The sequence below is a fragment of the Pseudomonas mohnii genome (assembly GCF_900105115.1).
GTDB lineage: Bacteria > Pseudomonadota > Gammaproteobacteria > Pseudomonadales > Pseudomonadaceae > Aquipseudomonas > Aquipseudomonas mohnii.
Genome location: NZ_FNRV01000001.1, coordinates 2,164,990 through 2,185,497 on the forward strand (window position 1 = coordinate 2,164,990; position 20,508 = coordinate 2,185,497).

The following is a 20,508-nucleotide window of genomic DNA, read 5'->3' on the forward strand; positions in this document are numbered from 1 at the left end:
ATATTCATGAAAAACCAGCAAACAACTTCATTTCATAACATCAGTCTTTTTTTCAATGAACTGATCAAAACTCACAAAAAAGCCCAAGAGGCAATTATCCTCTTGGGCCCAGTGCCACTAACGGAGCAAATAACCAACTAAGTTGGTATGGGTTACTGCACTGCCGCTTCCTGAACCACACGAACAACCCGTTGTGGAAATGGAATATCGATGCCAGCCTTTTTCAATCGATCTCGGGACTGTTCATTAAACATGAACATTACGTCCCAATAATCTGCCGTTTTGACCCACACTCGCAGGGAAACAGTGATCGAACTGTCACCCAAGGTCGAAATGACTGCCTGAGGCGCGGGGTCCGTCAAAACACGCGGATCCTTGGCCAGGTCCAGCAAGACTTGACGGGCCTTTTGCAAGTCTGCTTCGTAATCCACGCCAACGTCGAACACTACTTTACGGGTAGGCTGGCGATTGGTGTTGGTGATGATGCCGTTCGACAGATTGCCGTTTGGCACAATAATCGTCTTGTTGTCACCTGTTCGTAACACGGTGTGGAAGATCTGGATGCTGTCGACAGTACCGGCGACACCTTGAGCTTCAATCCAGTCACCGATTCGGAAAGGCCGGAACAGCAGAATCAGCACGCCACCGGCAAAGTTCGCCAGACTGCCCTGCAGTGCCAGACCAATGGCCAGACCCGCCGCACCGATCGCAGCCACGAACGAAGTGGTTTCCACACCGATCATCGACGCCACACTGACGATCAGCAGTATTTTGAGAATGATATTCGCCAGGCTACTGATGAACCCTTGCAGGGCCAGATCCGCATTGCGCAAGGCCAAAAGACCGCCGAGCTTTTGCGTGACCTTGTTGATCAGCCACCAGCCAATGGCGAGGGTGATCACTGCCAGCAGCACACGACTGCCGTATTCCATGATCATCGGGATCCAGGCCTGGGATACCTTGACCAGGTTGTCTACTTCAGCATTCAAATCCATCTATTTTCTCCTGATTTCCGGCCATCCGGCACACGAAAAATAAACGGTAGAAATGACCGCCCCCCTCAGGGGCAATCGTTTCTACCGTTGCTTGGGCCTCGGACGCCGAAAACGCCGAGAGGTTCCCGCTTGCTACGTCAGTCGCGGAAGTTGTTGAACTGCAGCGGCATGCCGAATTCCTTGGCCCGCAGCACTGCAATGGCCTCCTGCAGGTCATCGCGCTTCTTGCCGGTGATGCGCACTTGCTCGCCCTGAATGGCGGCCTGGACCTTGAGTTTGGCGTCTTTGACGTGAGCGACGATTTTCTTCGCCAGCTCTTTGTCGATACCTTCCTTGAGGACGGCTTCCTGCTTCATCAACTTGCCCGATGCAAAGGCATCCTTGACTTCAAGGCATTGCACGTCGATCTTGCGCTTGACTAGCGACAGCTTGAGGATCTCAATCATCGCTTCCAGCTGGAAATCCGCTTCGGCGGTCAGGTTGACGGTCAGGTCCTTTTCCTTGAACTCGAAGCTGCCTTTGCCTTTCAGGTCATAACGACGATCGAGTTCCTTGACGGCGTTTTCGACCGCGTTGGTGACTTCGTGTTTGTCCAGTTCGGATACCACGTCGAACGACGGCATGTAATTTCTCCAATAAATGGGCGCGCCGATGAAGCACACCTGGCTTGCGGTAAAAATCCGCGCTGATTATAACGGGTCTTTCCCATCATTCACTGTGAGCCTTCCATGCGCGCCTTAAACAGAGCAAAAAGCTGATGTCCACAACCTGGCATGTCCTGGGTGCCGGAAGCCTTGGCACGTTGTGGGCGACGCGCCTGGCTCGGGCCGCAGTGCCGGTGCGGCTGATCTTGCGGGATACCGCGCGCTTGCAGGCTTACGAGACGGCAGGCGGGCTGACACTGGTCGAACATGGAGAGGCACAGCACTACCCGGTGCCCGCCGAAACTCCTGACAGTATCGAGCCGATCAATCGCCTGTTGATCGCCTGCAAAGCCTACGACGCTGAAAAAGCCGTGGCGCAAGTCGCATCACGCCTGGCCCCCGGTGCAGAGCTGATTCTCCTGCAGAACGGCCTGGGCAGTCAGGACGCCGTCGCAGCACAAGTACCACAGGCACGCTGCATTTATGCATCAAGCACCGAAGGCGCCTTCCGCGACGGCGACTGGCGTGTGGTGTTCGCCGGTCATGGATTCACCTGGCTTGGCGATGTTGGCCATCCAGTCGCGCCGATCTGGCTCGAGGACTTGAGCGCCGCTGGTATTCCCCATGAGTGGAGCACCGATATTCTGACCAGACTGTGGCGCAAACTGGCGCTCAACTGCGCGATCAATCCGCTGACGGTGCTGCACGATTGCCGAAATGGCGGTCTGCAGGAGCATCACTGTGAAGTCGCTACCCTTTGCGGCGAACTGACCGAATTGCTTGAGCGCTGTGGCCAGCCGGCGGCGGCCGAGAACCTGCAGCAAGAGGTGGAACGGGTGATCCACGCCACCGCTGCCAACTACTCTTCGATGCATCAGGACGTGAACAACCGACGTCGAACCGAAATCAGTTACTTGCTGGGTTACGCCTGCAAGGCGTCGGACAGGCACAAGCTCAACCTGCCGCACCTCAATCAACTGCAACAGCGTCTGGTCACCCATCTGAAACGCCTTGGATTGCCCAGCGACTGAGCAGCGGCTACGCTGGCCACTTGTTCCTTTGCAGCGATAAACCTGATGCCATTGCGCCAGCGCCTTGAAAACCTTCCTGTCGGCCAGAAACTACTGGCCGCCCTGTTGGTGCTGTTGACCACCGTCCTGCTGGTCGCCAACCTGACCTTTATCAGCGCCGCGTATTACATTTCCCAGGAAAGCATGGCCCCGCAGGCCCTGCAGACCATTGGTCGACTGGTGTCCAACCCGAGCCTGGTGGCCGATGCCTTGCAATCGCCACAAAACGCCGAGCGCCTGCTCAATGAACTCAACAGCTATTCCCCGCTGCGGGCAGCCGCTCTCTATGACGGCAAGGGCGTACGTCTGGCACAGCTACAACATGGCGACCACCTGAACCTGCCCGAGCGTTACCGGCACATCGAAGCCTGGCAAGCCACCGAGTTTCGCAGCAATCAAGTGATCACCCTGCCCCGCCCCGGGACTGACCCCGGCCACTTGCTGCTGGTGGCCAGCAGCGAACTGCCGATGGCGTTCTATACCGGCACTCTGACCGCCAGTCTCGGGATTCTGATCTTCAGCGTGCTGCTGTGGATGGTGATCGCCCGGCAAATCAAACGCCTGATTACCCGGCCGATCCACGAACTCGAAGAACTCTCCCGGCAAGTGACGCGGGAAGAGAACTACGCCTTGCGCGCCTCGCGTGGAAATCACGATGAAATCGGCAGTCTTGCCGAAGCATTCAACACCATGCTTTCGCGCATCGAGGCCCGGGAGCAGCAACTCAAACGGGCGCGGGATGATTCTCAGGCCGCTTATGACCAGGCTCAGGGGCTGGCCGAAGAAACCCGGCACACCAACCGCAAACTGGAGCTCGAAGTCCAGGTGCGCAGCAAGATCGAGAAGAAACTCACCGGCTTTCAGAATTATCTCAACAGCATCATCGACTCCATGCCGTCGGCCCTGATCGCCCTCGACGAGCAGCTCTACGTCACGCAGTGGAACCAGGAAGCCAGCGCCCTCTCCGGCACGCGCCTCGATGAAGCCTTGAACCAGCCAATTTTTCTCGCTTTCGAACCGCTCAAGCCGTTTCTCCCACAACTCAAGCAAACCGTCGAACAACACACCGTGGCCAAGATCGAACGCGTGACCTGGGTCAAGGACGATGAACCCAAGCACTACGCCCTGACCTTCTACCCACTGATGGGCGGCGCCGGGCGTGGGGTGGTGATCCGGATCGACGACATCACCCAGCGCCTGTCCCTGGAAGAAATGATGGTGCAGTCGGAGAAAATGCTGTCTGTCGGTGGCCTTGCCGCCGGTATGGCCCACGAGATCAACAACCCTTTGGGCGCGATCCTGCATAACGTGCAGAACATTCGTCGACGCCTGTCCCCCGATTTGCCGAAGAACCTTGAGCAGGCCGAACAGGTCGGCGTCGAACTGTCGACGGTCAATGACTACCTGCAAGCGCGTGAAGTGCCGCAGCTGCTCGACGGTATTCAGCAAGCCGGCGCCCGAGCGGCAAAAATCGTGACCCACATGCTCAGTTTCAGTCGCCGCAGCACCCGACAAATGGCCCCTTGCGATCTACCGGCGCTGATCGATCAAGCCGTTGAAATCGCTGGTAACGACTTCGACCTGGCGATCGGTTTCGATTTCAAGGGCCAGGCAATCATTCGCCAGTTCGACCCGGCGCTGGGCCCGGTGCCCGGCACTGCCAACGAGCTGGAGCAGGTGCTGCTCAACCTGCTGAAAAACGCCGCCCAAGCCATTCACCAGCGTGAAGACGACAGCGAACCGGGGCGGATTATCCTGCGTACCAGGCTGAATCCGCCCTGGGCTGAAATCCAGGTCGAAGACAATGGCGTCGGCATGAGCGAAAGCGTGCGCAAGCGCACGTTCGAGCCGTTCTTCACCACCAAGGAAATTGGCCAGGGCACCGGTCTCGGCTTGTCCGTCTCGTACTTCATCATCACCAACAACCATAAGGGTCAGATGGAAGTGCAATCGACCCTGGGCCAAGGCACCTGCTTCACCCTGCGCCTACCATTGGCGGGCACCCCGCTCGTCTCTCAAGAACTCAATCAGCTATCGAGGTAACCATGGGCTTTCGCTTGTCGAAGATTTACACCCGCACCGGGGACAAAGGCGAAACCGGTCTGGGCGACGGCCGCCGCGTGCCCAAGGACCATCCGCGGATAGAGGCCATTGGCGAGGTCGATACGCTTAACAGTCAGGTGGGTGTGTTACTGGCCGGACTGGCCGCGCAAAGCGCCGAGCATCCGGGGTTGAAAGAAGTGATCGAGGTATTGGCGCCCTGCCAGCACCGATTGTTTGACCTTGGCGGCGAACTGGCAATGCCGGAGTATCAAGCGTTGAACGCCGCAGAAATCGAACGCCTGGAAGCGGCGATCGATGTGTGGAACGAGGAGCTGGGGCCGCTGGAGAATTTCATTCTGCCGGGTGGTTCGATGCTGATTGCCCAGGCTCACGTCTGCCGCAGCCTGGCTCGCAGTGCCGAGCGCCGCTGCCAGCACTTGAACGCGATTGAACCGTTGGCCGGAGTGGGGCTCGCATACATCAATCGATTGTCGGATTTGCTGTTTGTGATGGCGCGGGTGATTGCTCGGCGTCAGGGGGTTGCGGAGATTCTTTGGCAGCCCGCGGCGAAACCTGAAGTTTAGTCGTCGCCTATTAGGCCCTCTTCGCGGGCAAGCCCGCTCCCACAGTATCGCGTCGAACACAAAATCTGTGTACACCGCTAAACCTGTGGGAGCGGGCTTGCCCGCGAAGAGACCGGCAGCATCACTGCATAATCAAGCCTCAGGCCAAAAAGCCCGAATCCCCGCCACACCCTGGGCACCTGCCGCCCAAGCCTTCTGAACCTCCGCAGGCCCAACGCCGCCCAGCAAAAACACTGGCTTGCTGAAGCCCTCGATCAAAGTCGAGGCCTGTTCCCAACCCAGCGGTTGAGCGCCCGGATGAGTGAGGGTCGGCTGCACAGGTGACAGGGTCACGAAGTCCACGCCCATCTCTTCGGCCAGCGCCAGTTCTTCGGCGTTATGGCAGGAAGCCGCCAACCAGCGCGACGCAGGCAACGGACGACCGGCCGCTGCGTATTTGCGCAGCTGTGCCGAGGTAATGTGCCAACCGGCGGAAGGGAAATCTCCCAGCCATTCGAACGGCCCCTTGATCATCAACTGCGCCTTGCCGGCGCACAGTCCCACCGCGTCCACAGCCAGATCACGATACTTGGGGTCGTAACCGTTCGGTGCGCGCAGCTGGATCAGCTTGATGCCGCCCGCGATGGCTTTCTGGATGCCCTTCAGCAGGGCCGGGGTTTCCAGATCCTCCGGGGTGATCAGGTATTGCTCGGGCAAACGGGCAGCGGCGACGATAGGCCGATTGGCCTCAGGAAACTCGTAATTCGAGAGCTCACGGGCGGTCACCCAGGCCAAAGGCTGACCTTCGGCACCATGAGGTTCGCCGGTGAACGCCGAGACTTCCCAGACATCCAGCAATACTTGCTTGTCCGGGTAGTCGTGTTGAACCTTGATCAGCGGTCGCGCGACGTCGACGACAATGCCCAGTTCTTCGTGAAGCTCGCGACCAAGCGCCGTTTCAACGGACTCGCCGGCCTCGACCTTGCCACCAGGGAATTCCCACAGCCCCCCCTGATGCTGGGTGTCGGCACGGCGAGCGATGAGAATCTTGCCGCTGCTATCACGGATAACGGCGGCGGCTACGTGTACTCGTTTCACCGCTTGATTTCCTCCAGTCCGGCCTTCTGCCAGGCCTTGAAGGCTGGCCATTGGTAGATGGTTTGAACATAGGCTTCGTCAGCTGCGGACAGCTTCACCTGATAGGTGCGCAGGCGCACGGCGATGGGCGCAAAAAACGCGTCGGCCAGGGTGGCCCGGCCAAACAGGTACGGCCCGTTTTCCGTCGCGACGGCGCGGCACTCGGCCCACAACGCGGACATGCGTTCAATGTCCGCCTGCACGTCGGCCGGAACCGGCGACAGAGGTGCATCATGGCTCAGGTCGAATGGCATGTTGCCGCGCATGGCGAAGAACCCGGCATGCATCTGTGCGCACGCCGAACGCGCCTGGGCACGGGCCGCAGTGTCTTTGGGCCAGAGGCCAGCATCGGGGAATTGCTCTGCCAGGTACTCGGCAATCGCCAGCGAATCGGCGACGGTGCCGTGTTCGGTTTTCAGCAGGGGTACTTTGCCGGTCGGCGAATGCTTGAGCAGACGTTCACGGGTGTCCGGCTGGTTGAGCTTGATCAATTCTTCGGTGTAGGAGGCACCGGCCAAGTCCAGCGCCAGAGCGCCGCGCAGGGACCAGGAGGAAAACAGTTTGTCGCCGATGATCAGGTGCAGGCTCATTTTCGGGACCTTTTGATGAAGGGGGCAGACCAGTCTAGCGAGTGACTGGCAGACCGCCATCGCTAGCAGGCTAGCTCCCACAGTTATTCGGTTGTACACAAACCCAATGTGGGAGCGAGCCTGCTCGCGATGGGGTCGACGCGATCTTAAGTACGGTATTCCGCGTTGATCTTCACGTACTCATGCGACAGGTCGGTGGTCCAGATGGTTTCGCTGCAATCGCCACGTCCCAGTTCGATACGGATGGTGATCTCTTCCTGCTGCATCACCGCCGCGCCCTGGGCTTCGGTATACGTCGCGGCGCGCGCGCCACGGCTGGCGATGCACACGTCGCCGAGGAACACGTCGATCTTGCTCACGTCCAGATTCGGTACACCCGCGCGGCCAACGGCGGCGAGGATACGACCCCAGTTCGGATCGGAAGCAAACAATGCAGTCTTGATCAGCGGCGAGTGGGCCACGGTGTAACCAACGTCCAGGCACTCCTGGTGATTACCGCCGCCGTTGACTTCAACGGTGACAAACTTGGTCGCGCCTTCACCGTCGCGCACGATCGCCTGGGCCACTTCCATGCACACTTCGAACACGGCTTGTTTCAACTTGGCGAACAACTCACCTTCAGCGCGGGTGATTTCCGGCAGCGCTGCCTGACCAGTGGCGATCAGCATGCAGCAGTCGTTGGTCGAAGTGTCGCCATCGATGGTGATACGGTTGAACGACTTGTTGGCGCCGTCCAGCAACAGGTTTTGCAACACATCGCGGGAGACTTTGGCGTCGGTGGCGATGTAGCCCAGCATGGTCGCCATGTTCGGGCGGATCATGCCCGCGCCTTTGCTGATGCCGGTGACGGTGATGGTCACGCCGTCATGCTGGAACTGACGGCTGGCACCCTTGGGCAGGGTATCGGTGGTCATGATGCCGGTGGCAGCAGCTTCCCAGTTATTGACCGACAGGTCGTCGAGGGCGGCTTGCAGCGCGCCTTCGATTTTCTCGACCGGCAGTGGCTCGCCGATCACACCGGTGGAGTACGGCAGCACCAGGCTGGCATCCACACCCGCCAGCTCGGCCAGTTTGGCGCACGTGCGCTCGGCGGCGGCAAGGCCGGGTTCGCCGGTACCGGCGTTGGCATTGCCGGTGTTGGTCAACAGGTAGCGTACCGGGCCTTGCACGCGCTGCTTGGCCAGGATCACCGGTGCCGCGCAAAAGGCGTTGAGGGTGAACACGCCGGCGACGGTCGAACCTTCGGCACAGCGCATGACCACAACATCCTTGCGCCCCGGACGCTTGATACCGGCCGAGGCAATACCGAGTTCAAAACCGGCAACCGGGTGCAACGTTGGCAAAGGACCAAGACCAACAGCCATGAATGCGCTCCTTATAGATGATGTGTGCACCGCTTCAGGAAGAGCGGTGGTTTAAATGGCAAAACGCCGCGACGGCAGGAGCCGGTCGCGGCGCGGGTATTTCAGCGTTTGAAACGGGGTTACTGAATCTGCCCGTGGCAATGCTTGAATTTCTTGCCCGAACCGCAGTAGCACAGCTCGTTACGGCCCAGCTTCTGCTCACTGCGTACCGGTGCGGTGGCCAGGGCCACATCGACCTCTTCACCCAACGCTTCCGGCTGCTCCAGACCTGGTGCTTCTTCATGCAGGAACTGCATGCGCGCCGCCAGTGCTTCGGCCTCCTGACGCAAACGGGCTTCTTCTTCGGCCGGATCTTCGCGACGAACCTGAACGTGGGACAGCACACGGATCGAATCGCGCTTGATCGAATCGAGCAGTTCGGAGAACAGCGTGAACGACTCGCGCTTGTACTCCTGTTTCGGGTTCTTCTGGGCATAGCCACGCAGGTGGATGCCGTGACGCAGGTGATCCATGGTCGACAGGTGGTCTTTCCACAGGTCGTCCAGCACGCGCAGAACGATTTGCTTCTCGAAAGTACGCAGCGCCTCGGCGCCCGCCTGGTCTTCTTTCTCGTTATACGCCGCCACGAGTTCCTGCATCAGCTTCTCGCGCAGGGTTTCTTCGTACAGGTGATCGTCTTCGTCGAGCCATTGCTGGATCGGCAGCGCCACGCCGAAGTCGCTCTGCAAGGCGGCTTCCAGACCGGCCACGTCCCACTGCTCCGGCAGCGATTGCGGTGGAATGTGTGCGCTGACGGTGGCGTTGAGCACGTCCTGGCGGAAGTCGGCGATGGTTTCACCGATGTTGTCGGCGGCCAGCAACGTGTTACGCATGTGATAGATCACTTTACGCTGTTCGTTGTTGACGTCGTCGAACTCGAGCAGTTGCTTGCGAATATCGAAGTTGCGACCTTCAACCTTGCGCTGCGCCTTTTCGATGGCGTTGGTCACCATGCGGTGCTCAATCGCTTCGCCAGGCTGCATGCCCAGGGCTTTCATGAAGTTTTTCACCCGGTCAGAGGCGAAGATGCGCATCAGGCTGTCTTCCAGAGACAGGTAGAAACGGCTGGAACCGGCATCACCCTGACGACCGGCACGACCACGCAACTGGTTGTCGATACGGCGCGATTCGTGACGCTCGGACGCGATCACCTGCAAACCGCCCGACTCGAGCACTTGCTGGTGACGCTTCTGCCAGTCGGCCTTGATCTGGGCAATCTGCTCAGGGGTCGGGTCTTCCAGCGAAGCCACTTCCACTTCCCAGTTGCCGCCCAACAGGATGTCGGTACCGCGACCGGCCATGTTGGTGGCGATGGTCAGTGCGCCTGGGCGACCGGCCTGGGCGATGATCTCGGCTTCTTTTTCGTGGAACTTGGCGTTCAGAACCTTGTGTTCGATGCCTTCCTTCACGAGCAGGCTAGACATGTGCTCGGACGTTTCGATGGTCGCGGTACCCACCAGCACCGGACGACCGGCAGCCATGCTTTCCTTGATGTCGGCGACGATTGCCGCGTATTTCTCGTCGGCGGTCAGGAACACCAGGTCGTTGTAATCCTTACGGGCCAACGGCTTGTTCGGTGGAATGACCATGACCTGGAGGCCATAGATCTGGTGGAATTCGAACGCTTCGGTGTCGGCCGTACCGGTCATGCCGGACAGTTTGCTGTACAGACGGAAGTAGTTCTGGAACGTGGTCGATGCCAGGGTCTGGCTTTCGGCCTGAATATTGAGGTTTTCCTTGGCTTCGATGGCCTGGTGCAGGCCCTCGGACAAACGACGGCCCGGCATGGTACGACCGGTGTGTTCGTCGACCAGGACAACCTGGCCATCCTGCACGATGTATTCGATGTTGCGATGGAACAGTTTGTGCGCACGCAGACCGGCATATACGTGAGTCAACAGGCTCAGGTTGTGCGCCGAGTACAGGCTCTCGCCTTCAGCCAGAAGGCCGATGCGGGTGAGGGTTTCTTCGACGTACTGGTGACCGGCTTCGTTGAGCTCTACCTGGCGGGTCTTCTCGTCAACGGTGTAGTGACCGGCCTTGGTGACTTCGCCTTCGACTTCCTCGACATGCAACTCCAGCTGCGGGATCAACTTGTTGATCTCGATGTACAGCCTGGAGCTGTCCTCGGCCTGACCGGAAATGATCAGCGGCGTACGGGCTTCGTCGATGAGGATGGAGTCGACTTCGTCGATCACGGCAAAGTTGAGTTCGCGCTGGAATTTTTCTTCCATGCTGAACGCCATGTTGTCGCGCAGGTAATCGAAACCGAATTCGTTGTTGGTGCCGTAGGTAATGTCGGCGGCGTAGGCGGCGCGCTTCTCTTCCGGCGGCTGGAACGGCGTGACCACGCCGACCGTCAGGCCGAGGAATTCATAAAGCGGGCGCATCCAGTTGGCGTCGCGGCGAGCCAGGTAGTCGTTCACCGTCACAACGTGCACGCCCTTGCCGGACAATGCGTTGAGGTAAACGCCCAGTGTCGCCACCAGGGTCTTGCCTTCACCGGTACGCATCTCGGCGATCTTGCCTTCATGCAAGGTCATGCCGCCGATCAGCTGGACATCGAAGTGGCGCATACCCATGACGCGCTTACCGGCTTCGCGGGCGACCGCAAAGGCTTCTGGCAGCAGCTTGTCGAGGGTTTCCCCTTTGGCGATGCGGGCCTTGAACTCATCTGTCTTGGCACGCAATTGATCGTCCGAAAGGGCCACCATTTGCTCTTCGAAGGCATTGACGAGTTGCACCGTCTTGAGCATGCGTTTGACTTCACGCTCGTTCTTGCTTCCAAAAAGTTTCTTTAACAAAGGCGCAAACATATCGGCAGGATCTTCCACACTAAAGGGATGGAGGGCGGCCCCGTGAGTCGCCCGTGCAGCCCTCATGGCCGCATGCGAACGAGCATTCTACCCGGAAACGATGGTGAGGAAAGTGGCGTTATTCCACGATGCTGGCACAGCGCTGTGACGGGGCTCACTTAAAATAGGGGCAAATGGCTGAACTTCAAGCCATAGGCGACAGAAGTTACTTGTTGATTTAATGGGCAAACCCCGCATAAAAGCAATGGGGCAGGTGCATCCGGTGCTTTCTGCTACCATGGCGGCTCTGTTACTTCAGGTGTCTGATCATGGCATTTCGCCCTCTTACGGCCAGAGCACCCGCCGTCCTGCTTCGCGAAGCCAAACCGCTCAAGGCCATTCTCGGCCACGCTCAACGCCTTGGACATCTGCAGCGGCTGCTGGAAAGCCAACTGCAACCGGCCGCCCGCGAGCATTGTCATGTAGCGTCGTGGCGCGAAGGCAGTTTGTTGCTGATTGTCACCGACGGTCATTGGGCCACTCGACTGCGTTATCAACAAAAGCGCCTGCAGCGGCAATTGCAGATGTTCGACGAGTTCACCAACCTCACGCGAATCCTGTTCAAGGTGCAGCCGCCTACCGTTCAGCAAGGTGCCGCCGGGCATACCATGGATTTGTCCAACGATGCCGCCGCCACCATACAGGCGACAGCCGACGGCATCAGTGACCCGAACCTGCGGGCCGCGCTGGAACGATTGGCGGCGCACGCCAGGCCCAAGGGTTGATAAAAAACCAATGTGGGAGCGAAACCGCTCCCACCGTTTTTACGCGCTGACTCAAATCAGCGGCGTTTGCTGCCGCCTAATAATGATCCCATCAACCCGCGCACCAGTTGCCGTCCCAACTGGTTCGCCGCCTGGCGCATCGCCGACTTCAACGCCTGCCCTGCCGCCGTGCCGAGGAATTCGCCGGCCTGTTCGGTGAAGCTTGGCTCCTGCGGAGCCGGCTTGCCGGGTACAGCTTCAGGCGCCAGGCCTTTACGCCCCATCAACACTTCATAAGCCGATTCGCGATCGATGGGTTTGTCATATCGCCCCTGCAATGGCGAGCTGGCAATCAATGCCGCACGCTCGGCTTCACTCAGCGGCCCGATCCGCGATTGCGGTGGTGCCACCAGCACCCGCTGGACCATTTCCGGCGTGCCCTTGTCCTGCAAGGTGCCGACCAGCGCCTCGCCGATCCCGAGCTCGGTCAGCACCGACAGGGCATCGAACGCCGGGTTCGGCCGGAAGCCCTCGGCCACCGCCCGCAAGGATTTCTGCTCCTTGGCGGTGAATGCGCGCAGGCCGTGCTGGATGCGCAAACCCAACTGCGCCAGTACGTCATCCGGCAGGTCACCCGGCGATTGGGTGACGAAATACACGCCGACACCTTTCGAGCGAATCAGCCGCACCACTTGTTCCAGACGATCCTGCAATGCCTTGGGCGTACCGGCGAACAACAGGTGTGCCTCGTCGAAGAACAGCGCCAGCAGCGGTTTATCCGCATCGCCGCGCTCCGGCAACTGCTCGAACAATTCAGCCAACAGCCACAACAGGAATGTCGCATAAACCTTCGGCGCTTCATGAACCAGACGACTGGCATCGAGCAAATGAATACGTCCGCGCCCATCGGCACCCGGTTGCAGAATATCTTCGAGTTGCAGCGCCGGTTCGCCGAACAGCGCTTCGGCGCCCTGCTGTTCCAGGATCGCCAGGCGCCGCAACAGCGCCTGACTGGACCCGGTGGTCATCAACGCCGCGTCGTCGCCGAGCAAAGCCGGATTGTCCTTGAGGTGATTGAGCAGCGCCTTCAAGTCTTTCAGGTCCAGCAGCAACAGGCCTTCGCGGTCCGCGACCTTGAAGGCGGCGTACAGCGCCGACTGCTGGCTATCCGTCAATTCGAGCAAGCTTCCCAACAACAGCGGCCCCATTTCGCTCAAGGTCGTGCGCAATGGATGACCGGACTGACCGTGGACATCCCACAGCGTTACCGGATAAGCCTGAGGCTTGTGGTTCAGCCAGGGCATGCCGGCGATCCGCTCGGCGATTTTGCCCTGGGGATTGCCGGCGGCGCCCAGACCGCACAGGTCGCCTTTGATATCGGCGGCGAATACCGCTACACCGGCGTCACTGAAGGCTTCGGCCATGCGTTGCAAGGTAACGGTCTTGCCTGTCCCGGTGGCGCCGGCGATCAAACCGTGGCGATTGGCCAGGCGCATGGCCTGGGTGGTCGGCTGCCCCGCGGGATCGGCGCCGATAACGATTTGCAATGACTCAGACATTTGGTCACCCATGGTTAATCTTTGGTCCTACACGGCCGATAGAAATAACTACAAAGCACACAGACACAATCTGGTAGGACATTTCTCTAAGGAGCGGCGGAAATATCACTTGCTTTGAACCTTGCACATTTTGCGTCTCTTTATAAAAGCACGCGCTGTACATTAAGACCTTAGCGGACCTCTAAGTCATGAACAAAAATCTGCGTTTCAGCCATAAAATTCTGCTTGCCGCCGCGCTCGTCGTCATTACTGCCTTCGCCTCATTCACGCTGTACAACGACTACTTACAGCGCAACGCCATTCGAAGGGATCTGGGCAATAATCTGCAGGAGATGGGCAGAGTCACTGCCAACAACATCCAGACCTGGCTGGCCGGTCGCAGCTTGTTGATCGAAAACCTGTCGCAAACCGCCGCACTGAACCCTGATACCGCCAACGTTTCCAATCTGCTTGTGCAAAAAGCCGTGACGTCGACGTTCATGGGCGCCTATCTGGGCAACAAGGATGGTTCTTTCATGATCCGTCCGGACAGCAAGATGCCCGATGGCTATGACCCGCGCGCTCGCCCCTGGTACAAGAGTGCGCAAAGCGCGAATGGCCCTGCATTGACTGAACCGTATATTGATCTGGCCTCTGGCCAACTGGTGATTTCCATCGTCGACAGTGTGATCAAGGACGGACAAAACATCGGTGTCGTCGGCGGCGACTTGAGCTTGCAAGTGATCGCCGACACGCTTAACGCGCTGGACTTCGGCGGCATGGGCTACGCCTTTCTGGTCAGCTCGGACGGCAAGATCCTGGTCCACCCCGACAAATCGATGGTGATGAAATCACTCAAGGATCTTTACCCGCAGGACACCCCTGCCATCAGCAGCGACCTGAGCGAAATCCAGGTCGATGGCAAAACCCGCATCATGACCTTCACCCCGATCAAAGGGTTATCGTCGGTGAACTGGTACATCGGTTTATCCGTGGACAAGGACAAAGCCTTTTCCACGCTCAGCGAGTTCCGCGCCTCGGCAGTCGTTGCCACCGTCATTGCCGTGGTGATCATCATCGCCCTGTTGGGCATGCTGATCCGCATCCTGATCCAGCCGTTGCACGTCATGACTCGCGCCATGGCCGATATTGCCGACGGCGAAGGTGACCTGACCAAACGCCTGACCATTGTGAGCCACGATGAGTTCGGCATCCTTGGCACTGCTTTCAACCGTTTTGTGGAGCGCATTCACGGTTCGATCCGCGAAGTGTGTTCGGCCAGCGGGCAGGTCAACGAAGTCGCGTTGCGGGTCGTCGCGGCCTCGAACTCCTCGATGTACAACTCCGACCAGCAGGCTTCACGCACCAACAGTGTGGCGGCAGCCATCAATCAGCTCGGCGCCGCCGCCCAGGAGATCGCCCGCAACGCCGCACAAGCATCGACCCAGGCCAGCGATGCCCGCAGCCTGGCCGAAGACGGCCAGCACGTGGTCGATCGCAGCATTGCCGCGATGAATCAGCTATCGAGCATGCTCAGCGCCTCCAGCAGCAACATCGAGTCGCTCAACAGCAAAACCGTGAACATCGGGCAGATTCTCGAAGTGATCACCAGCATCTCCCAGCAAACCAACCTGCTGGCCCTCAACGCCGCCATCGAAGCCGCACGAGCGGGTGAAGCCGGACGCGGGTTTGCCGTGGTCGCCGACGAAGTTCGCAACCTGGCTCACCGCACCCAGGAGTCGGCGCAACAGGTACAGACCATGATCGAGGAGCTGCAAGTCGGCGCGCGCGAATCCGTCAGTACCATGAGCGACAGCCAGCGCCACAGCCAGGACAGCGTGGAAATCGCCAACCTGGCGGGCGAACGCCTGAGCAGCGTGACCCAGCGCATCGGCGAAATCGACGGCATGAACCAGTCGGTGGCCACAGCGACCGAAGAGCAGACGGCCGTGGTCGAGTCGATCAACGTCGACATCACCGAAATCAACACCCTCAATCAAGAAGGTGTGGAAAACCTGCAAGCGACCTTGCGTGCCTGTGCCGATCTGGAACAGCAGGCGGCGCGACTGCAGCACCTGGTTGGCAGTTTCCGAATCTAGCGTCTGATCCCCCCCTGTGGCGAGGGAGCAACCTCCCTCGCCACAACATCGCCGTAACCTCTGCCCTCGCCCACAAATCCGCAACCGAACAACTATTCTTCATTAAGGTCAACCAAGGGAGAGCAACGGACCGGAGGGATGTTGATCGTGCACATAGCCGACATAACCATGTTCTACGCCCCCGCCAGCGGTGGCGTGCGCACTTATCTGGATGCCAAACACCGTCGCCTGTGCAATCGGCCGGGTATCCGCCACAGTTTGTTGATTCCTGGCGCCTCTTTTAGCGAACGTGATGGCATTTACACCGTTCCAGCGCCCGCCCTGCCCTTCGGCAAGGGTTATCGTTTCCCTCTCCGTCTCGCGCCCTGGCGCAATGTCCTGCACGATTTGCAACCGGACCTGATCGAGGTTGGCGACCCTTACCTCACCGCCTGGGCCGCCCTGGATGCCCGACGGCAACTGGACGTGCCGGTCATTGGTTTTTATCACTCGGACCTGCCGCTGCTGATCAGCAACCGGATGGGCAATTGGGTCACCCCCAACATCGAGGCTTATGTCAGGAAGCTCTACGGCAATTTCGACCGAGTGCTGGCGCCCAGTCGGGTCATGGCTGAAAAACTGACAGGCCTGGGGGTGAAGAACGTTTTCGTGCAGCCTTTGGGCGTCGACTTGCAGACCTTCCACCCCGACGCCCGTGATCCGGGGCTGCGAGCCGAACTGGGCATTGATGAAAACACCCATCTGCTGATCTTTGCCGGGCGCGGTTCCAAAGAAAAAAACCTGCCTGTGCTGCTTGAGTGCATGAAGCGCCTGGGCCGGCGCTTTCACTTGCTGCTGGTGGGCTCTTCGATGCCGGCTGCGGTGCCGGATAATGTCACTGTCGTCGACGAATTCTGCCCCGCCGCGCAAGTCGCCCGCCTGATGGCCAGTGCCGATGCGCTGCTGCATGCCGGTGATCAGGAGACCTTTGGTCTGGTGATCCTCGAAGCCATGGCCAGCGGAATTCCGGTGGTGGCCGCGGCGGCCGGGGCCTTTGAGGAAATTGTCACCCGTCAATGCGGCTTGCTCTGTACGCCCAACGATCCGCAAGCGATGGCCAATGCGGTGCACGAACTGTTCAATCAGGGCTGCGCCGCCCTTGGCCAACAAGCGCGGCGCCATGTCGAACGACATTACTCTTGGGACACCGTGGTCAATAGCCTGCTCGGTCACTATCACGCCGTGCTCGGCAGCCAATGGCCGCGGGTGGCCAATGGCTGAGCCCATCGCACCGCCCAGCCTGTTGTTGGTGCTGCACGACGTCGCACCACACACCTGGGCCGATTATCAGCCCTTTGTCGAAGCCGTCGATGCATTGGGCAACGTGCCGATGACCTGGCTGGTGGTGCCGAACTTCCACAAACACTATGAGCTGGAGGCCCATCCGGGATTCCGTCGCCTGCTCAGCGGAAGACTCGCTCGCGGTGATGAGCTGGCGTTGCACGGTTATTTCCATTGCGACGACGGACCTATGATGAGCAATCCCCGAGACTGGTTCATGCGCCGCGTCTACACCCACGAAGGCGAGTTCTACAGCCTGACCCGGGAAGCGGCCCTCACCCGCCTGCACGCCGGCATCGAAATGTTTCAGCGTTACCGTTGGCCACTGCATGGCTTCGTCGCTCCGGCGTGGCTGATGAGCGAAGGGACGCGCCAGGCCCTGCGTCAATTGCCGCTGAGTTACACCAGCGACCCGCAACACCTCTATCGACTGCCGGATTTTGCCGTCATCGATGCCCCGGGACTGGTCTGGAGTGCGCGCAGTGCCTGGCGCCGGGGAATATCGAAGCTGGTCAGTGATCAACGCGAACAACGCTGGCGACAAGCACCGGTGATTCGACTCGGCCTGCACCCGGTGGACATGCGCCATGAGTTCTCGCGAAGCTACTGGCTGCAAACCCTCAAGCGCCTGATCGCCGAGGGTCGAGTACCGATGACCAAGGCAGCCTGGCTGGCACGACACTGCGAGCGCATGGGTCGTGCCGCATGAGTCGCGGCTTTCTGCTGTTCCTCGGCCTGCTCGCGGCGGTGCTGATCCCTTGGCTATTGGGCGGAAGCGAGACCTGGTCGCGATTGCAGAGTTTTCCGTTGAGCGAATTGTTGATCATGTTCGGCATGATCCTGTTGTGCTGGCTGATTAATACGCTGCGTTTGCGCCTGTTGCTGGGAGATCAACGCGATAAGGTGAGCCCGGTCAAAAGCCTCGGGGTGGTGATGGCCGCCGAATTCGCCTACTGCGCCACGCCGGGCGGCAGCGGCGGGCCACTGACGATCATGGCGCTGCTGGCTCGCAACGGCGTGCGGCCAGCGAGAGGCAGCGCGGTGTTCGCCATGGACCAGCTCAGTGACTTGCTGTTCTTTCTCTGCGCGCTGAGCGGGATTCTGATTTATGCCCTGTTCCAGCACTTGAGCCAGCGCATGGAATGGTTGCTGACCGTCAGCGCGATCTCGATGTTCGGCGGATTGATCAGTTGCATCGTCGTGGCTCGCTATCATCGCGGGCTGATTCGCCTGACCGGCCGTTTGCTGGCTCGTCTCAATGTCAAAGCCAGCACCCGGGTTCGCTGGGCCCGCAAGCTGCTGCATTTCCTTGCAGCCTTTACCGACACCCTGAAGCTGCCCTTTCAGACATTGATCACGGTGTTTGCCCTGACCTGCCTGCATTGGGTCTTGCGTTACAGCGTGTTGTACCTGGCACTGCGCGGGCTCGGCGCGGACTTGCAGTGGGCCTGGAGTTTTCTGATCCAGATGCTGTCATTGAGTGCAGGGCAATTCAGTCTGTTGCCGGGGGGCGCGGGGGCGGCGGAATTGACGTCGGCGGCGCTGTTGGCGCCCATGGTGGGGAAATCCACGGCAGCAGCGGCGATCCTGATCTGGCGGGCGGTGACTTACTACTTCTATCTGGTGGTGGGTGGCCCGGTATTTCTATTGATGCTTGGCCGACCCTTGCTCAAGAAGCTGATGAACTTCAAGCAGGCTTAGGCGGTTTTTCGGGCGGCTCCTGCAATTGCTCCCACAATTGGGCCGCGCCGGGAAACTCCGTGCCGTCCTCCGGGCTCATGTCATCCGGGTCATAACGACTCAAACAGCCTTCCCCCAGCGTGGCGGGTGCCCTGGAAGTGGCTTTATCCAGTGGATCGGCCATAGACATATCCTCAGTGTAGAAACGGCGGAGGGCCTGAAGCGATTGAACGCCCAGGCCCTCCGAATTTCAACCGTGTCGTGTGGCGACGGTCAGAACACCACGGTTTTATTGCCGTGCACCAGCACCCGGTCTTCCAGGTGATAACGCAGACCGCGGGCCAGCACCATTTTCTCGACGTCACGACCGAAACGCACCATGTCTTCGATGCTGTCGCTGTGGCTGACGCGCACCACGTCCTGCTCGATGATCGGCCCGGCGTCCAGCTCTTCGGTCACATAGTGGCAAGTCGCACCGATCAGTTTCACACCACGCAGGGAAGCCTGGTGGTAAGGCTTGGCACCGACGAACGATGGCAGGAAGCTGTGGTGAATGTTGATGACCTTGTGCGCATATTCGCGGCACAGTTCCGGCGGCAGGATCTGCATGTAGCGGGCCAGTACGACCACTTCGGCATCGTGCTGTTTGACCAGGCGCGAGACTTCGGCGAACGCCGGCTCCTTGTCCTGTGGATTGACCGGCACGTGGTAGTAAGGAATGCCGTGCCATTCGACCATGCTGCGCAGGTCGTCGTGGTTGGAAATCACACAGGCGATTTCACAGTCCAGTTCGTCGCTGTGCCAGCGATGCAGCAAATCAGCCAGGCAATGGGACTCGCGGCTGGCCATCAGGACCACGCGCTTCTTCTGCTCGGTATCGGTGATGCGCCAGTCCATCGAGAATTCTTCGGCAATCGGCGCAAAGGCTTCGCGCAAGGCTTCGATACCGAAAGGCAGCGAGTCGGCACGAATTTCGTGACGCATGAAGAACCAGCCACTGAGATTGTCCGAGTGATGACTCGCTTCAGTGATCCAGCCATTATGGGACGCCAGAAAATTACTGACTTTGGCAACGATGCCGACGCGGTCCGGGCAAGAAATCACCAGCCGAAAAGTGCGCATGAGGGGAAACTCCAGAACTTCGCAAAGGCGGGCATTCTAACGATTGCGCAGCAAAACTGCAGTATTGATGACGCAGCACCTTGCCCGAGCGTCAGCGACAGGACCGTTGCCGCCGTCGGCAACCGGCGGTAACAGCAGCGTAGTTAAACATCTACAAGCATACAATTGTGAATATCCGCGCCGGTGTATCGCACTATTTAACCGCACCTCCATTGTGCGGCGAATTTCATCGCTACTAAATTAAATAAAACGCCCTTTAATGTTTACTTGATGAAACACCCTGACTATTATTGCGGCACTGTTCCCTGCCATCCTATGACCTGCATAAGGTAGTCATCATGTCCCTGATCAACGAATATCGTGCCACCGAAGAAGCTATCAAAGAGCTGCAAGCCCGTTTGAAGAACCTGTCCCAAGACGACAAACTGCAAACCGAGCTGGAATTCGAAGGCAAACTGCGCACCCTGATGGGCGAATACTCCAAGTCCCTGCGCGACATCATCGCGTTGCTGGATCCAGAATCCAAAACCAAAGCGCCACGCGGCGGCGCAGTAAAAACTACCGGCACCAAGCGTGCTCGCAAAGTTAAACAATACAAAAACCCGCACAACGGCGAAGTCATCGAAACCAAAGGTGGCAACCACAAGACTCTGAAAGAGTGGAAAGCCAAGTGGGGCGGTGACGTGGTCGAAGGCTGGGCTACCCTGCTGGGCTAAGCCGCGGTGCTTGTCGCGAAATGAACTGC

The 20,508-nt window shown here is 59.2% G+C and carries 18 protein-coding genes and 1 pseudogene; 10 read left to right on the plus strand and 9 right to left on the minus strand.

What is annotated here, in order from left to right:
* Positions 1–152 precede the first annotated feature (152 nt).
* Together BLV61_RS10165 and BLV61_RS10170 are read right to left on the minus strand one after the other, a co-directional pair.
* On the minus strand, positions 153–995 hold the full coding sequence (locus BLV61_RS10165; protein ID WP_047532520.1) for a mechanosensitive ion channel family protein: 843 nt from the start codon (positions 993–995) through the stop codon (positions 153–155).
* A gap of 137 nt (positions 996–1,132) precedes the next feature.
* Positions 1,133–1,618, minus strand: coding sequence for a YajQ family cyclic di-GMP-binding protein (locus BLV61_RS10170; RefSeq protein WP_047532521.1), 486 nt, complete (start codon positions 1,616–1,618; stop codon positions 1,133–1,135).
* A 134-nt stretch (positions 1,619–1,752) separates the two neighbouring features.
* On the opposite strand from BLV61_RS10170, the gene BLV61_RS10175 reads away from it, so the two are divergent.
* Genes BLV61_RS10175 through BLV61_RS10185 form a run of 3 tightly spaced genes read left to right on the plus strand, consistent with a single transcriptional unit; the run spans position 1,753 to position 5,336 of the window.
* Entirely contained in the window at positions 1,753–2,670 is a 918-nt protein-coding gene (locus tag BLV61_RS10175; protein ID WP_090464634.1) for a putative 2-dehydropantoate 2-reductase, read from the plus strand.
* Positions 2,671–2,715: 45 nt separating this feature from the next.
* Positions 2,716–4,752, plus strand: coding sequence for a sensor histidine kinase (locus BLV61_RS10180; protein ID WP_047532523.1), 2,037 nt, complete (start codon positions 2,716–2,718; stop codon positions 4,750–4,752).
* Positions 4,753–4,754: 2 nt separating this feature from the next.
* The gene (locus BLV61_RS10185; protein WP_090464638.1) at positions 4,755–5,336 is read left to right on the plus strand and encodes a cob(I)yrinic acid a,c-diamide adenosyltransferase; all 582 of its coding nucleotides are present in this window, start codon (positions 4,755–4,757) and stop codon (positions 5,334–5,336) included.
* Between the two features lie 132 nt (positions 5,337–5,468).
* On the opposite strand, the gene BLV61_RS10190 is transcribed toward BLV61_RS10185, so the two are convergent.
* From BLV61_RS10190 to secA, 4 genes are all read right to left on the minus strand, one after another.
* On the minus strand, positions 5,469–6,413 hold the full coding sequence (locus BLV61_RS10190; protein WP_090464642.1) for a Nudix family hydrolase: 945 nt from the start codon (positions 6,411–6,413) through the stop codon (positions 5,469–5,471).
* A complete protein-coding gene (locus tag BLV61_RS10195; RefSeq protein ID WP_090464645.1) occupies positions 6,410–7,042 on the minus strand; it encodes a glutathione S-transferase family protein in 633 nt (210 codons plus the stop codon). Before BLV61_RS10195 ends, BLV61_RS10190 begins: the two co-directional genes overlap by 4 nt.
* Positions 7,043–7,188: 146 nt before the next feature.
* Positions 7,189–8,406, minus strand: a complete 1,218-nt coding sequence (argJ, locus tag BLV61_RS10200; RefSeq protein WP_090464648.1) for a bifunctional glutamate N-acetyltransferase/amino-acid acetyltransferase ArgJ — start codon at positions 8,404–8,406, stop codon at positions 7,189–7,191.
* Positions 8,407–8,525: 119 nt separating this feature from the next.
* Positions 8,526–11,261: a preprotein translocase subunit SecA gene (gene secA, locus BLV61_RS10205; RefSeq protein WP_047532533.1), complete on the minus strand. Its 2,736-nt coding sequence runs from the start codon at positions 11,259–11,261 to the stop codon at positions 8,526–8,528.
* 308 nt (positions 11,262–11,569) lie between these two features.
* On the opposite strand from secA, the gene BLV61_RS10210 reads away from it, so the two are divergent.
* Positions 11,570–12,025, plus strand: coding sequence for a DUF721 domain-containing protein (locus BLV61_RS10210; RefSeq protein ID WP_047532534.1), 456 nt, complete (start codon positions 11,570–11,572; stop codon positions 12,023–12,025).
* Between the two features lie 56 nt (positions 12,026–12,081).
* Here the strand turns inward: BLV61_RS10210 and BLV61_RS10215 are convergent, their stop codons facing one another.
* A complete protein-coding gene (locus BLV61_RS10215) occupies positions 12,082–13,563 on the minus strand; it encodes a helicase HerA-like domain-containing protein (RefSeq protein ID WP_090469847.1) in 1,482 nt (493 codons plus the stop codon).
* A gap of 188 nt (positions 13,564–13,751) precedes the next feature.
* Between BLV61_RS10215 and BLV61_RS32030 the strand changes: the two are divergent.
* From BLV61_RS32030 to gpgF, 5 genes and pseudogenes are all read left to right on the plus strand, one after another.
* Positions 13,752–14,783 (plus strand): annotated as a pseudogene (locus BLV61_RS32030) (HAMP domain-containing protein); the annotation flags it as partial.
* Positions 14,784–14,876: 93 nt separating this feature from the next.
* The gene (locus BLV61_RS32035) at positions 14,877–15,641 is read left to right on the plus strand and encodes a methyl-accepting chemotaxis protein (RefSeq protein ID WP_425272118.1); all 765 of its coding nucleotides are present in this window, start codon (positions 14,877–14,879) and stop codon (positions 15,639–15,641) included.
* A 138-nt stretch (positions 15,642–15,779) separates the two neighbouring features.
* On the plus strand, positions 15,780–16,901 hold the full coding sequence (gpgS, locus tag BLV61_RS10225; protein ID WP_090464653.1) for an N-acetylglucosaminyl phosphatidylglycerol synthase: 1,122 nt from the start codon (positions 15,780–15,782) through the stop codon (positions 16,899–16,901).
* Complete coding sequence (gene gpgD, locus BLV61_RS10230) at positions 16,894–17,670, plus strand: N-acetylglucosaminyl phosphatidylglycerol deacetylase (RefSeq protein ID WP_090464656.1); 777 nt, start codon at positions 16,894–16,896, stop codon at positions 17,668–17,670. The genes gpgS and gpgD overlap by 8 nt, the downstream gene beginning before the upstream one ends.
* Complete coding sequence (gpgF, locus tag BLV61_RS10235; RefSeq protein ID WP_047532538.1) at positions 17,667–18,662, plus strand: glucosaminyl phosphatidylglycerol flippase; 996 nt, start codon at positions 17,667–17,669, stop codon at positions 18,660–18,662. The genes gpgD and gpgF overlap by 4 nt, the downstream gene beginning before the upstream one ends.
* Here the strand turns inward: gpgF and BLV61_RS31295 are convergent.
* A complete protein-coding gene (locus BLV61_RS31295; protein ID WP_167361790.1) occupies positions 18,649–18,825 on the minus strand; it encodes a hypothetical protein in 177 nt (58 codons plus the stop codon). The two genes, gpgF and BLV61_RS31295, sit on opposite strands and share 14 nt — an antisense overlap.
* 89 nt (positions 18,826–18,914) lie before the next feature.
* Complete coding sequence (gene purU, locus BLV61_RS10240; protein WP_020797876.1) at positions 18,915–19,763, minus strand: formyltetrahydrofolate deformylase; 849 nt, start codon at positions 19,761–19,763, stop codon at positions 18,915–18,917.
* Positions 19,764–20,101: 338 nt separating this feature from the next.
* Here purU and mvaT point away from each other — a divergent pair, with 338 nt between their 5' ends.
* Positions 20,102–20,479: a histone-like nucleoid-structuring protein MvaT gene (gene mvaT, locus BLV61_RS10245; protein ID WP_007933316.1), complete on the plus strand. Its 378-nt coding sequence runs from the start codon at positions 20,102–20,104 to the stop codon at positions 20,477–20,479.
* The last annotated feature ends 29 nt before the right edge of the window (positions 20,480–20,508 follow it).

Bases quoted from the DNA above. Each gene is read 5' to 3' on its own strand.
- BLV61_RS10210 (WP_047532534.1), top strand. From the start codon at position 11,570: ATGGCATTTCGCCCTCTTACGGCCAGAGCACCCGCCGTCCTGCTTCGC.
- secA (WP_047532533.1), bottom strand. From the start codon at position 11,261: ATGTTTGCGCCTTTGTTAAAGAAACTTTTTGGAAGCAAGAACGAGCGT.
- BLV61_RS10185 (WP_090464638.1), top strand. From the start codon at position 4,755: ATGGGCTTTCGCTTGTCGAAGATTTACACCCGCACCGGGGACAAAGGC.
- gpgF (WP_047532538.1), top strand. From the start codon at position 17,667: ATGAGTCGCGGCTTTCTGCTGTTCCTCGGCCTGCTCGCGGCGGTGCTG.
- argJ (WP_090464648.1), bottom strand. From the start codon at position 8,406: ATGGCTGTTGGTCTTGGTCCTTTGCCAACGTTGCACCCGGTTGCCGGT.
- BLV61_RS31295 (WP_167361790.1), bottom strand. From the start codon at position 18,825: ATGGCCGATCCACTGGATAAAGCCACTTCCAGGGCACCCGCCACGCTG.
- BLV61_RS10170 (WP_047532521.1), bottom strand. From the start codon at position 1,618: ATGCCGTCGTTCGACGTGGTATCCGAACTGGACAAACACGAAGTCACC.
- gpgS (WP_090464653.1), top strand. From the start codon at position 15,780: ATGTTGATCGTGCACATAGCCGACATAACCATGTTCTACGCCCCCGCC.
- BLV61_RS32035 (WP_425272118.1), top strand. From the start codon at position 14,877: ATGTACAACTCCGACCAGCAGGCTTCACGCACCAACAGTGTGGCGGCA.
- BLV61_RS10215 (WP_090469847.1), bottom strand. From the start codon at position 13,563: ATGTCTGAGTCATTGCAAATCGTTATCGGCGCCGATCCCGCGGGGCAG.
- BLV61_RS10195 (WP_090464645.1), bottom strand. From the start codon at position 7,042: ATGAGCCTGCACCTGATCATCGGCGACAAACTGTTTTCCTCCTGGTCC.
- BLV61_RS10175 (WP_090464634.1), top strand. From the start codon at position 1,753: ATGTCCACAACCTGGCATGTCCTGGGTGCCGGAAGCCTTGGCACGTTG.
- gpgD (WP_090464656.1), top strand. From the start codon at position 16,894: ATGGCTGAGCCCATCGCACCGCCCAGCCTGTTGTTGGTGCTGCACGAC.
- mvaT (WP_007933316.1), top strand. From the start codon at position 20,102: ATGTCCCTGATCAACGAATATCGTGCCACCGAAGAAGCTATCAAAGAG.
- BLV61_RS10165 (WP_047532520.1), bottom strand. From the start codon at position 995: ATGGATTTGAATGCTGAAGTAGACAACCTGGTCAAGGTATCCCAGGCC.
- BLV61_RS10180 (WP_047532523.1), top strand. From the start codon at position 2,716: ATGCCATTGCGCCAGCGCCTTGAAAACCTTCCTGTCGGCCAGAAACTA.
- purU (WP_020797876.1), bottom strand. From the start codon at position 19,763: ATGCGCACTTTTCGGCTGGTGATTTCTTGCCCGGACCGCGTCGGCATC.